This window comes from Nocardia sp. NPDC059236 (genome assembly GCF_042754085.1).
GTDB lineage: Bacteria > Actinomycetota > Actinomycetes > Mycobacteriales > Mycobacteriaceae > Nocardia.
Genome location: NZ_JBHZAF010000003.1, coordinates 433,574 through 448,157 on the forward strand (window position 1 = coordinate 433,574; position 14,584 = coordinate 448,157).

The 14,584-nt window shown below is 67.7% G+C and carries 13 protein-coding genes; 2 read left to right on the plus strand and 11 right to left on the minus strand.

Annotation, left to right across the window (positions count from 1 at the left end; genetic code table 11):
• Positions 1-71: 71 nt before the first annotated feature.
• Positions 72-851, plus strand: coding sequence for a glutamate racemase (locus tag ACFXIV_RS10915; RefSeq protein ID WP_379399473.1), 780 nt, complete (start codon positions 72-74; stop codon positions 849-851).
• 6 nt (positions 852-857) lie between these two features.
• Here ACFXIV_RS10915 and ACFXIV_RS10920 read toward each other — a convergent pair whose 3' ends face one another.
• From ACFXIV_RS10920 to hppD, 8 genes are all read right to left on the minus strand, one after another.
• Positions 858-2,054 carry a hypothetical protein gene (locus ACFXIV_RS10920; RefSeq protein ID WP_379399474.1) on the minus strand — a complete coding sequence of 399 codons (1,197 nt, stop codon included), beginning with the start codon at positions 2,052-2,054 and terminating at the stop codon, positions 858-860.
• Positions 2,055-2,228: 174 nt separating this feature from the next.
• Positions 2,229-3,419 (minus strand): elongation factor Tu, encoded by a 1,191-nt coding sequence (gene tuf, locus ACFXIV_RS10925; protein ID WP_379399475.1) that lies wholly within the window; start codon positions 3,417-3,419, stop codon positions 2,229-2,231.
• A 118-nt stretch (positions 3,420-3,537) separates the two neighbouring features.
• The gene (fusA, locus tag ACFXIV_RS10930) at positions 3,538-5,640 is read right to left on the minus strand and encodes an elongation factor G (RefSeq protein ID WP_364614108.1); all 2,103 of its coding nucleotides are present in this window, start codon (positions 5,638-5,640) and stop codon (positions 3,538-3,540) included.
• Between the two features lie 178 nt (positions 5,641-5,818).
• On the minus strand, positions 5,819-6,289 hold the full coding sequence (gene rpsG / locus ACFXIV_RS10935; RefSeq protein WP_030517120.1) for a 30S ribosomal protein S7: 471 nt from the start codon (positions 6,287-6,289) through the stop codon (positions 5,819-5,821).
• On the minus strand, positions 6,289-6,663 hold the full coding sequence (rpsL, locus tag ACFXIV_RS10940) for a 30S ribosomal protein S12 (protein WP_014353064.1): 375 nt from the start codon (positions 6,661-6,663) through the stop codon (positions 6,289-6,291). The genes rpsG and rpsL overlap by 1 nt, the downstream gene beginning before the upstream one ends.
• A gap of 277 nt (positions 6,664-6,940) precedes the next feature.
• Complete coding sequence (locus tag ACFXIV_RS10945; RefSeq protein WP_354836489.1) at positions 6,941-7,519, minus strand: DUF3558 domain-containing protein; 579 nt, start codon at positions 7,517-7,519, stop codon at positions 6,941-6,943.
• 11 nt (positions 7,520-7,530) lie between these two features.
• A complete protein-coding gene (locus tag ACFXIV_RS10950; protein WP_379399476.1) occupies positions 7,531-8,061 on the minus strand; it encodes a DUF3558 domain-containing protein in 531 nt (176 codons plus the stop codon).
• Between the two features lie 164 nt (positions 8,062-8,225).
• The gene (gene hppD / locus ACFXIV_RS10955; protein ID WP_379399477.1) at positions 8,226-9,461 is read right to left on the minus strand and encodes a 4-hydroxyphenylpyruvate dioxygenase; all 1,236 of its coding nucleotides are present in this window, start codon (positions 9,459-9,461) and stop codon (positions 8,226-8,228) included.
• 137 nt (positions 9,462-9,598) lie between these two features.
• On the opposite strand from hppD, the gene ACFXIV_RS10960 reads away from it, so the two are divergent.
• Entirely contained in the window at positions 9,599-10,117 is a 519-nt protein-coding gene (locus tag ACFXIV_RS10960; RefSeq protein ID WP_379399478.1) for an Lrp/AsnC family transcriptional regulator, read from the plus strand.
• Between the two features lie 21 nt (positions 10,118-10,138).
• Here the strand turns inward: ACFXIV_RS10960 and ACFXIV_RS10965 are convergent, their stop codons facing one another.
• The 3 genes from ACFXIV_RS10965 to ACFXIV_RS10975 all read right to left on the minus strand — a co-directional run bounded on the left by ACFXIV_RS10965 (position 10,139) and on the right by ACFXIV_RS10975 (position 14,315).
• Positions 10,139-11,251, minus strand: a complete 1,113-nt coding sequence (locus ACFXIV_RS10965) for a winged helix DNA-binding domain-containing protein (protein ID WP_379399479.1) — start codon at positions 11,249-11,251, stop codon at positions 10,139-10,141.
• A gap of 51 nt (positions 11,252-11,302) precedes the next feature.
• Entirely contained in the window at positions 11,303-12,277 is a 975-nt protein-coding gene (locus tag ACFXIV_RS10970) for an NADPH:quinone oxidoreductase family protein (RefSeq protein ID WP_379399480.1), read from the minus strand.
• A gap of 247 nt (positions 12,278-12,524) precedes the next feature.
• Positions 12,525-14,315: a protein kinase gene (locus ACFXIV_RS10975; RefSeq protein WP_379399481.1), complete on the minus strand. Its 1,791-nt coding sequence runs from the start codon at positions 14,313-14,315 to the stop codon at positions 12,525-12,527.
• Between the last annotated feature and the right edge of the window lie 269 nt (positions 14,316-14,584).

A 14,584-nucleotide genomic window follows, 5' to 3' on the forward strand; every position in this document is an offset into this window, starting at 1 on the left:
TGCGCCACGCCCACGCGGTCTTTCGACCCGCGGTTCGCGGCGGAGGCGGTTCCTTCACTACCGTGCAGGGTGTGATCGTCGCGCTCATCGACTCCGGACTGGGGCTGCTCCCCACGGCCGCCTGGTTGCGGAAGCTGCGGCCCGATCTCGACCTGCTGCTGCTCAACGACCCCGACGGCGCGCCGTGGGGACCCAAGCCCGAGCAGTGGGTCATCGACCGGGTACTGGACACCGCGCGCCTCGCCCTGGGCGAGGGCGCGGAAGTCATTGTGCTGCCCTGCAATACCGCCAGCGTGCAGGCCCTCGAACACGTCCGCACCATGGTCGGCCCCGGCGTGCCGGTCATCGGCACCGTGCCCGCCATCAAACCCGCCGCCGCGGCCTGCCGGAAGGTGGCGGTCTGGGCGACCGCGGCCACCACCGCCAGCGCCTACCAGGCCGACCTCATCGCCCGCTTCGGCGGCGACGCCGACATCACCGGCGTCGCCTGCCACGGCCTGGCCGACGCCATCGACCGTGGCGACCTCCCCGTCATCGCGGACGCCATCGCCGACGCCGCCGCCCGCACCCCCGCCGACACCGAGGGCATCGTCCTCGGCTGCACCCACTACCCCCTCGTCCTGGACGACATCCTCACCGCCCTCCCCCCGGGCGTCCGCGTCTTCGACAGTGCCGAAGCCGTCGCCGGCCAAACCCTCCGCCGCATGGACGCCCTCGACCGCCCCACCGCGGGCGCCGGCACCGCCCGCGTTCTCGCGTCCGGCCGCACCGCCCAACTCCCCACCGCCGCAGCCGCTTTCGAGTCCGGCCGCCTCCTCGGCGCGACCGCCTCGCAGGCGCAGGTCTGCTGACGGAAGTCAGAAACTGTTGGCCAGCAGTGCATATTGCGCGGCGGCGCGCCGCCTGGCTTCGGCCTGATCCTTGTCGTTGACGGCCGCGAGATAGCGCCCGTAGGCGAGATAACACTTGCCGTCCTGCACATCCGCGGACGGGACATCGGGTTTGGGGACCAGGCAGTGCACATCGAGCACGTGCGCGGGCGGGTCGGCGTCGACGTATTCGTCGTGACGTTTGGCCACGAGCGTATCCATCAGTGCACGAGCCGATTTCGCGTCGCGCGCACGAATCAGGGTGTCGCGGTCCAGGTATGCGAGCAGATCGGCGCCGGCGTCCCCATAGGCCCGGGACCAGAATCCGGCGTCCGCGCTACCCATCACGATCGCGTTCGGGCTCAGCACGGCAAAGCTCTCCACATTGGGCGCACGCTGGTCGCGATCGCGAGTCATCATCCGCGCCAGCATGCTTTCGGCATCGACCCGGAGATTCGGCAGGTCCCGTTCCGGCGTGAGCCGGAACCTGTCCAGGGCCGGGATCTGCACATCGAACACCTTGTGCAACCAGGCCAGCAGGTCGCTTTCATCGGCACTCGGGCGGTGTGCGAAGACCCACAGCACGAAATCACCGTGCGCCAGGAAAGCCCCCGCCGTAGGCACACCGGGTTGCCAATGGATATGCGCCGCACCGTAATCCGCGAGCAGCAGCCGGCGGTTCAGCGCCGGGGCCACATCGAAATCGGCGGCCTCCAGCTCGGTCGCGGCCCGGGTGGCGGTATCGGCATCCGGGAAGCGCAACAGGGCCGTGGTGATCACCGTCGCGGTCGGGCTGGTGGTGGCATCGGATTTCGGCCGAGGCTGATCGGCGGCGGTTGCCGTGTAGCCCGCCAGCATGCGATCTCGTTCCAGCACGGGGCGCGTGGCATCGGCCAAGCCGCCCAGACGAACCGCATCATGGACATCGGCCAGCACGTGGCCACCACGGCCCGCGGTGAGCATGGGATCGAGCTGCAGCCCTGTAGCCATGGCCCCCGACATCCGCATGCCCTCGACCAGGCCGCCATAGGTACCCGCGGGCCGGTCGTAGGTCACCCGATTCAGCGGGTACGTGCCGACATCCAATGCCCTGACGTCGATTCGGGCCGGGGCCGGCGTACCCCGCACACCCGCGCAACCGGCCAGCAGTGCGACCACCACGAAACACACTGCCGCACAGGACATTCGAGCTCGACCGGCCATGATCACCCCCGGATCCGCCAGGCCCGTCGTTCGAGGCTACTACTGGATCGCGTGGTGCACCGGGTGAACCGGAGCGCGGAAACACGAACGGCGCCGCTCCTTTCGGAGCGACGCCGTTCGTCAGCGATTCAGAGAATCACCAGTGATTTCGGAAAATCACTTGATGATCTTGGTGACGCGACCGGCACCGACGGTGCGGCCACCCTCACGGATCGCGAAACGCAGGCCCTCGTCCATGGCGACCGGCTGGATGAGCTTGACGCTCATCTCGGTGTTGTCGCCCGGCATGACCATCTCGGTGCCCTCGGGGAGGGTCACGACGCCGGTCACGTCGGTGGTACGGAAGTAGAACTGCGGGCGGTAGTTGTTGAAGAACGGGGTGTGGCGGCCACCCTCGTCCTTCGACAGGATGTACGCCTGGCCCTCGAACTCGGTGTGCGGGGTGGTGGTGCCCGGCTTGATGACGACCTGGCCGCGCTCCACGTCCTCGCGCTTGATACCACGGACCAGCAGACCGACGTTGTCGCCCGCCTGGCCGTTGTCGAGCAGCTTGCGGAACATCTCGATGCCCGTGATGGTGGTCTTGGTGACCTTCTCGCGGATGCCGACGATCTCGACTTCCTCGTTCACGTTCACGATGCCACGCTCGATACGACCGGTGACGACGGTGCCACGACCGGTGATCGTGAAGACGTCCTCGATCGGCATCAGGAACGGCTTGTCGGTCTCACGGACCGGGTCCGGGATCGACTCGTCGACGGCGTTCATCAGCTCGACGATCGACTCGGTCCACTTCGGGTCGCCCTCGAGCGCCTTCAGACCGGAGACCCGCACGACCGGCGCGTCCTCGTCGAACTCCTGCGAAGCCAGCAGCTCGCGGACCTCCATCTCGACGAGCTCGAGGATTTCCTCGTCGTCGACCATGTCGGACTTGTTCAGCGCGACAAGGATGTAGGGCACGCCGACCTGGCGGGCGAGCAGCACGTGCTCGCGGGTCTGCGGCATCGGGCCGTCGGTGGCGGCCACGACCAGGATCGCGCCGTCCATCTGGGCGGCACCGGTGATCATGTTCTTGATGTAGTCCGCGTGACCCGGGGCGTCGACGTGCGCGTAGTGGCGCTTCTCCGTCTGGTACTCGACGTGGGAGATGTTGATCGTGATACCACGAGCCTTCTCCTCCGGCGCCTTGTCGATCTGGTCGAACGCGAAGGCCGCGTTCAGGTCCGGGTACTTGTCAGCCAGCACCTTGGTGATCGCCGCGGTCAGCGTGGTCTTGCCGTGGTCGACGTGACCAATGGTGCCGATGTTGACGTGGGGCTTCGTCCGCTCGAACTTCGCCTTCGCCACTGTTGTCCTCCTGGACTAGTTAGTGCGTGCTTTTTGCAGCAGTGCGGTTTGTATTACAGGTGGGTCGTTCAGCCGACCGACTCGGGACGGATTCTCGCAAACCCGTCCCGGTAGCGAACTACTCGCCGGTCGCCTTGGCGATGATCTCCTTCGACACGTTGGCCGGAACCTCCGCGTACGAATCGAACACCATCGAGAAGTTCGCTCGGCCCTGGGTCTTCGACCGCAGGTCACCGATGTAACCGAACATCTCCGAGAGCGGAACCAGCGCCTTGACGACACGGGCACCACTGCGTTCCTCCATGGCCTGGATCTGGCCACGGCGGGAGTTCAGGTCGCCGATCACTTCGCCCATGTAATCCTCGGGCGTGGTGACCTCGACAGCCATGAGCGGCTCGAGGATCACCGGACCGGCCTTGCGGGCCGCTTCCTTGAGGGCCATCGCGCCGGCGATCTTGAACGCCATTTCCGAGGAGTCGACCTCGTGGTAGGCGCCGTCGAGCAGCGAGACCTTCATGTTGACCAGCGGGAATCCGGCGAGGACACCGTACTGCATGGCATCCTGCGCACCGGCGTCGACCGACGGGATGTACTCACGCGGAACGCGGCCACCGGTGACCTTGTTCTCGAACTCGTACGTCGCGCCGTCCTCGCCGACGAAGGGCTCCAGGCCGATGATCACGCGGGCGAACTGACCCGAGCCACCGGTCTGCTTCTTGTGGGTGTACTCGAGCTTCTCGACCTTCTTGGTGATGGTCTCGCGGTACGCCACCTGCGGCTTGCCGATGTTGGCCTCGACCTTGAACTCGCGCTTCATGCGGTCCACGTAGATGTCGAGCTGCAGCTCGCCCATACCGCCGATGACGGTCTGGCCGGTCTCCTGGTCCAGCTTCACGTTGAAGGTGGGGTCCTCTTCCGCGAACTTCTGGATCGCGACGCCCAGCTTCTCCTGGTCGGCCTTGGTCTTCGGCTCGATGGCCACCTCGATGACCGGGTCCGGGAAGGTCATGGACTCGAGCACGATCTGGTTCTGCGGATCGCACAGGGTGTCACCCGTGGTGGTGTCCTTCAGGCCGATGACCGCGTAGATGTGGCCGGCCACACCCTCGGAAACCGGGTTCTCCTTGTTGGAGTGCATCTGGAACAGCTTGCCCAGACGCTCCTTCTTGCCCTTGGTCGCGTTGATGACCTGGGCGCCGGAGTCGACCTTGCCCGAGTACACGCGGACGTAGGTCAGCTTGCCGAAGAACGGGTGGGTGGCGATCTTGAACGCCAGCGCCGCGAACGGCTCGTCCGAGCTCGGCTTGCGGGTGAGGACCTCGTCCTCCTTGCCCGGCACGTGACCGTGCACGGACTCGACGTCCAGCGGGGACGGCAGGTAGTCGATGACGGCGTCGAGCATGGGCTGCACGCCCTTGTTCTTGAACGCCGAACCGCAGAGCACGGGGTAGAGCTCCGAGTTCACGGTCATCTTGCGGATGGCGCCCTTGATCTCCTCGACCGAGAGCTCCTCGCCGCCGAAGAACTTCTCCAGCAGGGCCTCATCGGACTCGGCGACGGTCTCGAGCAGCTCCTGGCGGTACTGCTCGGCGCGGTCCTTCAGATCGGCCGGGATCTCGACGACCTCGTACTGCTCACCGAGCTTGGTCTCGCCCCGCCAGACCTTGGCATTGTTCTCGACCAGGTCGACGATGCCCTCGAAGGTGTCCTCGGCGCCGATCGGCAGCTGGATGACCAGCGGCTTCGCGCCCAGGCGGTCCTTGATGGTCTGGACGGTGAAGTAGAAGTCGGCGCCCAGCTTGTCCATCTTGTTGACGAAGCAGATGCGCGGGACGTCGTACTTGTCGGCCTGGCGCCACACCTGCTCGGACTGCGGCTCGACGCCTTCCTTGCCATCGAACACCGCGACGGCGCCGTCGAGGACGCGCAGCGAGCGCTCGACCTCGACCGTGAAGTCCACGTGGCCGGGGGTGTCGATGATGTTGATCTGGTTGTCTTTCCAGAAACAGGTCGTCGCGGCCGACGTGATGGTGATGCCGCGTTCCTGCTCCTGCGCCATCCAGTCCATGGTGGCGGCGCCGTCGTGCACCTCACCGATCTTGTAGGTGATACCGGTGTAGAAGAGGATGCGTTCGGTAGTCGTCGTCTTACCGGCATCGATGTGGGCCATGATGCCGATGTTGCGGACCTTGTGCAGGTCGGTGAGCACGTCCTGTGCCACGGAAATCTTCCCCGCTCGTAGCTAGTTGGGATTCAACGGGATAGGCCTCGAGTTCTCCGAAGCCCTCGGTGTCAACGTCGGGCGCGACGCGTGGGTGCCTCGCTTGAAACAGCTCAGCTGTCGCGCCCGACATGTGACTCGTCTCCCGGCACTTCCGAACGGAGGGCCGGGCCACAGGTCACCAGCGGTAGTGCGCGAAGGCCCGGTTGGACTCGGCCATCTTGTGGGTGTCCTCGCGACGCTTCACCGAAGCGCCCAGGCCGTTGCTGGCGTCCAGCAGCTCGTTGGCCAGACGCTCGATCATGGTCTTCTCGCGACGAGCGCGGGAGTAGTTGACCAGCCAGCGCAGCGCCAGGGTGTTGGCGCGGCCGGGACGAACCTCGACCGGCACCTGGTAGGTGGCGCCACCGACGCGGCGGGGCTTCACCTCGAGGGCGGGCTTGACGTTGTCGAGCGCGCGCTTGAGGGTGACGACCGGGTCGGTGCCGGTCTTCTCACGAGCCTGCTCGAGGGCGCCGTAGACGATGCGCTCGGCGGTGGACTTCTTGCCGTCCAGCAGGATCTTGTTGACCAGCTGCGTCACCAGGGGCGAGCCGTAGACCGGGTCGTTGATCAGGGGACGCTTGGGAGCGGGACCCTTACGCGGCATTAGCTCTTCTCCTTCTTGGCGCCGTAGCGGCTGCGGGCCTGCTTGCGGTTCTTGACACCCTGGGTGTCGAGCGAGCCGCGGATGATCTTGTAGCGCACACCCGGGAGGTCCTTCACACGACCGCCGCGGACGAGCACCATCGAGTGCTCCTGCAGGTTGTGGCCCTCACCAGGGATGTAAGCCGTGACCTCGACCGCGCTGGTCAGGCGAACACGCGCGACCTTACGCAGCGCGGAGTTCGGCTTCTTCGGGGTCGTGGTGTACACGCGGGTGCACACGCCACGACGCTGCGGGCTCCCCTTGAGGGCCGCAGTCTTGGTCTTGGCGACCTTGTCGCGGCGACCCTTGCGGACCAGCTGGTTGATGGTTGGCATAGACCGGCTTTCCTTTTAGTAACCAGGTGTCTGGAACTTCATGTCTTTGTCATTCGAGCTTTCCGCCCTGTTCTCATGGCATTTCGTCTCCACGAGGTCGGGCGTGTCGTGCACAGTTCAGAGGCCTTTTTCAAGGCATGCTGAAACGGTCAGCCGCTCTCGCTGGCCTACGTACTGCACATCAACTTGCCCGCATGCTCCGGGCACAGCGGTCCACGATACTCGTCGGCTCTTTCAGGGGCAAAAGAGGGTCCCCCCACCGGGGCTGGTAGAGCCGTTATCGAGCCAGATTCAACGTCAACTCGACGAGCTTGCGCGCCGCGTCGCAGGGGTCCGCATGCTGAGATCCGCTGCGGTAGTTGACCCACCAGCCGACGATGCCGGTATCCGCGGCCGGCGCGCTCACGCCGCAGGAGTCCGGATCGTTCGGGCGACGGGTTTCCACCGACCGGCGGCCCTGCACGGTTATGTCGTTGGTCACATACTTCAGGCGGTCGTTGTTCTGCTTCTCGTTGTTGAGCGAGCCCAGCTCGTACCAGCTGAGGGTGACCATGCCGCTGCCGGCGGTGCCGCCGGTGAGGTTCCACATGCAGACCGCGCCATTGAAGGACGGCTCCACATACATGTTGTCGCCCACCGATTTCGCGATGTCGTCCTGGGCGACCACCTGGCATTCGCGCAGCAGCTTGTCGAAATTGGTGTTGATGCGCGAGGTTCCGCCGGTGCCGGTGCCGGTGGTGCCGCCCGCGGGCAGCGCGCTGCCGGGGACGGTCTTGCCGCAGCCGCCCAGCGCGGCGGTCAGGGCCAGCACCGAGAGGGCGATCGCGCCGCGCACCCGCCTGGATCGACCTGACATTCCGGTCCCCCTCATGCGAGCCGCTGCACGGTCAGTTCGGCCATCTTGCGGGTGCGGTCACACGGGTTGCCGAGGTTGCCGCTGCTGAATACGCCGTAGGAGATGGACCATTCGAAGAAGTCGTCGTCCAGCTGCACCGCGAGATCGCAGACGGCGTTGCTGGGGTCGAGGGCCTGGAAGCCCTTCTTCCCGCCCACCTCGATGGTGTCCGGGGTGCGGCCCACGCTGGCGACCCACGCCTTCTCGCGATCGATGGGGCTGCCGCGGTAGGAGGCGAAAGTGACGCTGGAGGAACTGATTCCGCCAGCCTGCCAGTTGCAGCCGGTCGAGTTCTTGAAGACGGTGGTGAGGGTGCCGAGCCCACCCAGGTCGCGTACCTCGTCGTCGGTGAGGTGGCCGCACTCCCCGACGAACGGGCCCAGCGCCGCCACCTTCTGCGGCGGGTGGAACCCCGGTTCGTCGCCGGAATCGCTCTTCCCCCCACACGCCGACACCAGCAGCGCGAGGCTCAACCCCGTGACAACCGCGGACGCCATTCGCATGGACCCGACTCTACTGTGCGCAGCCAGGAGCAGCCGTTGCGCGGATAGCGAAACCCCATGGTTCGCGGCGCGTCTCGTTCTGGACTGAGCGGAGGGAGAGAAGAACGAGACCTCCAGCGCCGCGAACCCGCCCGGAGCGAAGCGGAGGGCAAATTGGGCACAGCTCAGAGGTTTCCGCGTGCCTCTTGTTCCCGCTCGATGGCCTGGAAGAGCGCCTTGAAATTGCCCTTGCCGAAACCGAGGGAGCCGTGGCGTTCGATCAGCTCGAAGAAGACGGTGGGCCGGTCGGTGATGGGCTTGCAGAAGATCTGCAGCAGGTAGCCGTCCTCGTCGCGGTCGACCAGGATGCCGCGGCGCTGCAGTTCGGCGACCGGGACGCGGACGTGGCCGATGCGGGCCCGCAGTTCCGGGTCCTCGTAGTAGCTGTCGGGGGTGTCGAGGAATTCGATGCCCTCCCGGCGCAGCACGTCGACGGCGGCGAGGATGTCGCCGGTCGCCAGCGCGATGTGCTGGACACCGGGTCCGCGGTAGAACTCGAGGTACTCGTCGATCTGGGAGCGCTTGCGGCTGGGGGCGGGTTCGTTGAGCGGGAACTTGACCCGGTGGTTGCCGTTGGCGACCACCTTGCTCATCAGGGCGGAGTACTCGGTGGCGATGTCGTCGCCGACGAATTCGGCCATGTTCTCGAAACCCATGACGCGCCGGTAGAACTCGACCCATTCGTCCATGCGCCCGAGTTCCACATTGCCGACCACGTGGTCGATGGCCTGGAAGATGCGCCGGGGTTGCCCGGCCCGCGGGGCGTAGGCGGAGCGGCGCGGGGCGTAGCCGGGCAGGTACGGGCCGTAGTAGCGGGAGCGGTCGACGAGGGTGTGCCGGGTGTCGCCGTAGGTGGCGATGGCGGCGGTGCGGACGGTGCCGTAGTCGTCGATCTCGTCGTGCGGTTCGACCAGCACGGTGGCGCCCTGGGCGCGGGCGCGGCGGATGCAGCGGTCCACGTCCGGGACCTCGAGCGCGATGTCGACCACCCCGTCGCCGTGCAGATCGTGGTGTGCGACAAGCGGACTGGCCGGATCCACCGCACCCTTGACGACGAATCGGGCGCCGGCGCTGCGCAGCACGAACGCCTTGTGGTCACGATTGCCGGTTTCGGGACCCGAGTAGGCCTCCAGCCGCATGCCGAAGGCCGACTGGAGGTAGTGCGCGGTCTGGGTGGCATTGCCGACCACCCAGACGATGGCGTCCCAGCCCAGCACCGGGAACGGGTCGGCGGCGGCATCGTGGTCCACCAGGCCGACGAGACGGCGGAGTTCGTCGTCGCCGGGCAGGTCGCCGGATCGGGCCCGAGCGAACCCGGGGCGGGCGTGGGCGCTGCCGTGGTGTCCTGCGTCGATGCTCATGTGCCCAGGAAAGGCCCAGCGGCGCGACTAGGCAATATCGCCGAATTCCACTGGACACTCTGGTGAATTGCACCACCATCTGCCGCCGGGTGCTGGACAATTTGAATAGCAGCGAACTCACGAGCGGAGGTTCCGCCATGTCCCGCACGCCCGCCCGGCTGGATGAGCTGGATCTGGCCATCCTCACCGCCATGCACGAGTACCAGAAGGCGGGCATTCTGGAACTCTCCCGCCGCACCCGGGTCGCCCGGGCCACCGTGCAGTCGCGCATCGCGCGCATGGAGGAGGCGGGGGTGATCTCCTCCTACGATCCGCAGATCGATGTCACCGCGGCCGGTTTCGATGTGCAGGCGTTCGTGACGCTGGAGATCGCGCAGGGCGCGCTGGAAGCGGTCGCCACCGACCTCGACGCCATCCCCGGGGTGCTGGAGGCCTATGCCACCACCGGTTCCGGGGATGTGCTGTGCCGGATCGGCGCGGATTCGCACGCCGGCTTGCAGGCGGTCCTGCTGAGCATCGACCGGACCAGCTCGGTGGTGCGGTCGCACAGCGTGGTGGTGTTGTCCACCGTCGTCCCGCAGCGCGCCCTGCCACTGCTGCGCACGCTCACCCCGTCCGGGTCGAGCAAGGCGCCGGCATACCGCGCCGCGCACTGAGAATCCGGAACGCGTCCATGGTCAGAGGCGCAGGTCCGCTCCGGGATCGAGGATTTCGACGACGGGCTTGCGGTCCGGTTCCGAGAAGGACAGCAGGGCAGCGGCTTCCGCCTCCACCGCGGCGCGGTCGGCGCGGGACCACCTGGCGTGCGGGCTGATCCGCAGCGACGCGGTGTCGCCCTTGGCGAACACCTTGTAGACGCCCGACAGGAAGCCGTCGATCAGGATCGGGGAGACCTGGTTGGCGAAGGCGCGCAGGGGCGGGGCATTGCCGTCGGGGACGATGCGGGTGCGGTCCTGGTGGGACAGGATGGCGTTGTCGTACCAGCCGAGCAGGCGGACGGGGGCGGGCAGATCCGGGTCGGCGAGAGTGGCGTCGGCGGCGTCGTAGAGGGTGCGGCCGCGGTCGTCGGTGTAGGTGCGGACCCGGTCGCCGAGCTTCTCGACGGCCTTCTTCATACCGGTGAGCTTGGACCAGGTCTGCATGTCCATGGTGGTGGCGGGACCGAAGGCGCGCAGATAGCGCAGCAGCAGTTCCTCCAGCGGGTAGCCGGGGTCGAGGGATGCGCCGAGCCAGGGTCGCACGCGGGACCAGACCGGGCGGCTGCTGTCGCCCCACCGGCCGCGCGGCGGGGTCTGCAGGACGGGGAGCTGGTAGAGCCAGGCCTGCACGATCGCGCCGGGATCGCGGTCCGGGTACCGGGCGGCAGCGTGTTCGCGCAGCGTCGCGGCGGGGGTCGGCTCGTCGCCGAGTACCTCTTCCCCCTGCGCGCGCACCTCCTCGGGATCCAGGCCGACCAGCGCGCCGAAGTTGAAACCCTTGCGGAAGGGGATCTTTTCGAGTTCCGGGTGGATGTGCGGGGCGATGCGCAGCGCGTCGGGCGGGGTGACCAGGTGAATGGTGCCGCGCATCAGGGTGATTCGCACCAGCGACCGGTCGTCGAGGGCCTTCGACACCATCTCGGGATCGAAATCGGCTGTGCGGCTCCACAATGCGACGAACGGCGGCAGCATGTCCTGCGCCTGCAGGCCGACGAGGTGGTCGCACAGCTCGTGCACGCCGAGCCCGGACCGCTCGAGCAGATGCTGACGCGCGAGCAGGGTCCGGTTCAGCACCCGGTTGGACAGCTTCACGATCGGTGACGCTACGTGAGCCGCACCCGGTTCGCGCGCGATCGCACCGGGTCAGCGGAGGGTGACGACGACCTTGCCGGTGGCGGTGCGCTTGTCGAGGGCGGAGACCGCCTCGGCGGTGTGCGCGAGGGCGTAGAGGACGGGCTCCGGCGGGGTGATCTTGCCGTTCGCGAGCAGCGGTTCCACCTCGGCCCACTGTTCCTGCAGGTAGCCCGGGTGGGACATGACCCACTCGCCCCAGGCCGCGCCGACCACCTCGACGTTCTTGAGCAGCAGGCGGTTCACCTTGACGGTGGGGATGTCGCCCGCGGTGAAGCCGACCACCAGCAGCCGACCGGCCGAAGCCAGCGAGCGAATGCTGTCGGTGAAGCGGTCACCGCCGACCGGGTCGAGCACGATGTCGACGCCGCGGCCGCCGGTGAGTTCCTTGACCGCGGCCAGCCAGCCGTCGGTGAGCACCACGTCGGTGGCCCCGTTGGCCCGGGCGACTTCGGCCTTCTCCTCCGTGCTGACCACGGCGATGACGCGCCCAGCGCCCAGCGCCTGCGCCATGCGCAGCGTGGAGGTGCCGATGCCGCCGGCGGCGCCGTGCACCAGCACGGTCTCCCCCGGGGCCAGGCGGCCGCGGTTGCGGAGGCAGAAGTGCACGGTCAGGTCGTTGAACAGCACGCCCGCCCCGGACTCCAGCGAGACATTGTCGGGCAGTTTGAAGACCATTTCCGCCGGCGCCACCGCGACTTCCGCGGCCGCGTTGCCGAGCAGGGTCAGCGCGACCACCCGGTCGCCGGGCCGCACGTGCGAGCCCTCCGGCGCCTCGCGCACGATGCCGCCGACCTCGCAGCCGACGACGTACGGCAGCGGCGGCTTCATCTGGTACAGGCCGCGGGTCATGAGTACATCCGGGAAGGCGATCCCGGCCGCGTGCACGTCGATGACGACGCCGCCCGGATACCCCGCCGGCTCGGGAATCTCGAGAACCTCGATGGCCTCCGGGCCTTCCAGCTTGCTCACCACGGCTGCGCGCATTCTCGATCAACTCCGATCAATCCACCGGCGGATACCAGCCGAACGTAGCACCCCCCGCCTCCCCGTGTGCCTTCAGCGGACGGCTGAGAGCCGTTGCCGGTTTCGTACCCGTGCCTGCGGGTGGTGCCGGAACAATTCCGGGCGTACCCGTCGAGTTACCCCGAACATTCCGAAACCAGTTGCCGCCTTGGGAGTCGGAGAGCAACAACATCATTCGGCGGGCACGAAGGAATTCGGTCGCCGAGGCTCAGCGATGGGCGTATTCGATCATGGACTCATTGGCCGCGACCTGACCGCCGGTGGTGATGACCAGGCTGTAGGCGGTGATCCGGTACTGCGTGCCGTCGGTGGGATTGGTGACCGTGTAACCGCCGGTGCCGTCGGGCACCGGGTCGTCGAGCTGGATGCCCGCATTGTCGCTGATGCGGACGCCCTTGTAGTAGAAACGGCCGGTCGCGGTACGGCAAACCACCAGGCGCGACTTGTCGGTGCGGCCGATGGCCATGGCCGGGTCGTCGGCATTGCAGCGCGGCGGCTGTGCGGTGAAACCCTGTGTGTCCGTACCGGATACGGTGCCGGAGAGTGGGACCAGGGTGGTGGTCGGGGCGGTCGTGCGGGCGGTGGTCACGGAGGTGTATGCGGCGGTGGTCTGCGCCGGACCGGTGACCGTCGTGACGCCGCCGGCACCGTTGCCACCGGTCTTGCCGGACAGCAGTGCCCACGCGAGCACCGCGCCCAGCACCAGGACCACCCCGATGAGCGCGCCCACCAGCAGCGGCAGGTTGTTGCGCTGCCTGGGCGGCAACGGCAGCGGCGCGGAGGGGTGCTCGCGGGGCAGGGCCGGGTGTTCGTAGGGCGCCGCTGCGGGGTTTACCGCATAGGACGCTGCCGGGTTCTCGTACGGCGCGTGACCGGGCAGGTACCCGGCCTGCCCGGCGGGAATCGGGCGCAGCACGGTCGGTTGGTTGTTGCCCGGCCCCGTGTGCGGGCCGGAAATCTGGCCGCCGCGGGGGTAATCCACCGGGCCCGAGGGATGAGCGCCCCCGGGGACATTGCCGGACCCGGACGGGTGACCCGGACGCGGGTATTCGACGGAGCCCGACGGCTGGTCGAGGTAATTCGGCCCGGAGTGCCCGGGCGGGACGGCCGGGGAGCCGACGGTCGGCGGGGCGGGCGGCACGGTGGTGCGGGTGGGCTCGCCGTGGCCGGCCCGCATCAGCGCGGCCCTGGCGGCGCGGGCGAGCTGCCCGGCGGTGGCGTAGCGCCGGGTCGGATCCTTGGCCATACCGATGGCGACCACCTGGTCCAGGCCGACCGGGACCCCGGCGCGGACGCTGGGCCGCGGCGGGGGCGTGAGCATGTGGGCGCGGATGGTGGCGAGATTGCCCTCCACCCGGAACGGCGGCCCGCCGGTGAGGCATTCGTAGAGCACGCAGGCCAGCGCGTAGATGTCGGCGCCGGGCGAGACCGAGGCATTGTGCTCGAAGCGTTCCGGGGCCATGTAGGCGAAGGAGCCGATGGCATTGCCGGTCTGGGTGAGCTGGACGTCGGACTCGGTGTGCGCGATGCCGAAATCCACCAGGTAGGCGAAGGTTTCGCCGGTGAGCAGGATATTGGCGGGTTTGACGTCGCGGTGCACGAGTCCGCTCTCGTGGGCGGCGTCGAGTGCGGCGGCCACCTGCTCCACCACGGTGACGGCCTGCTCGGGCGCCATCGGGCCCTCGTCGTGCAGGTAGGCCTTGAGGTCGCGGCCGCGCACCAGCCGCATGTCGATGAACAGGACGCCGTCCACCTCACCCCAGTCGTGCACCGGAATGACGTGCGGTTCCTGGAGTTTGGCGGCGGTGCGGGATTCGCGGCGGAAGCGCTCGACGTAGGTGGGCTGCCGCGCCAGATCGACATCCAGCAGTTTCACCGCGACCACCCGGTCGCGCACCGTGTCGTAGGCCTCGTAGACCTCGCCCATGCCGCCGACCCCGAGCAGCCGCCGCAACTCGTACTGCCCGAACCGCGAACCGGCCCTCGCCCCTGCGGCCACCCTGCGTCGTCCTCCCTGCCGCTGGATATACAACAGGAAAGGCTACGGGCCGTATGACGCACTGTCATTCCCTCGATAGCGGCACAGTCCTTCCGCCGATGACGGCCACAGTGCGCGACGACCCCGTCAAGCCCCGAACAGTGCCGTTTCCCATTCGGCTGGACTGATCTCCGCAGCCGAGAAACACTGTCGTTCCCCGAACAGAAGTACAGGTGACTCGACGTGAGTGTGTCCCGCACGCCCCGTAGAGTCATGTCACGGACTTCGGT

What these genes read in the sequence shown, in the direction of transcription:
- ACFXIV_RS10920 (WP_379399474.1), bottom strand. Translation starts at nt 2,054, where the DNA reads ATGTCCTGTGCGGCAGTGTGTTTCGTGGTGGTCGCACTGCTGGCCGGT.
- rpsG (WP_030517120.1), bottom strand. Translation starts at nt 6,289, where the DNA reads ATGCCGCGTAAGGGTCCCGCTCCCAAGCGTCCCCTGATCAACGACCCG.
- rpsL (WP_014353064.1), bottom strand. Translation starts at nt 6,663, where the DNA reads ATGCCAACCATCAACCAGCTGGTCCGCAAGGGTCGCCGCGACAAGGTC.
- ACFXIV_RS10945 (WP_354836489.1), bottom strand. Translation starts at nt 7,519, where the DNA reads ATGTCAGGTCGATCCAGGCGGGTGCGCGGCGCGATCGCCCTCTCGGTG.
- ACFXIV_RS10950 (WP_379399476.1), bottom strand. Translation starts at nt 8,061, where the DNA reads ATGCGAATGGCGTCCGCGGTTGTCACGGGGTTGAGCCTCGCGCTGCTG.
- hppD (WP_379399477.1), bottom strand. Translation starts at nt 9,461, where the DNA reads ATGAGCATCGACGCAGGACACCACGGCAGCGCCCACGCCCGCCCCGGG.
- ACFXIV_RS10960 (WP_379399478.1), top strand. Translation starts at nt 9,599, where the DNA reads ATGTCCCGCACGCCCGCCCGGCTGGATGAGCTGGATCTGGCCATCCTC.
- ACFXIV_RS10970 (WP_379399480.1), bottom strand. Translation starts at nt 12,277, where the DNA reads ATGCGCGCAGCCGTGGTGAGCAAGCTGGAAGGCCCGGAGGCCATCGAG.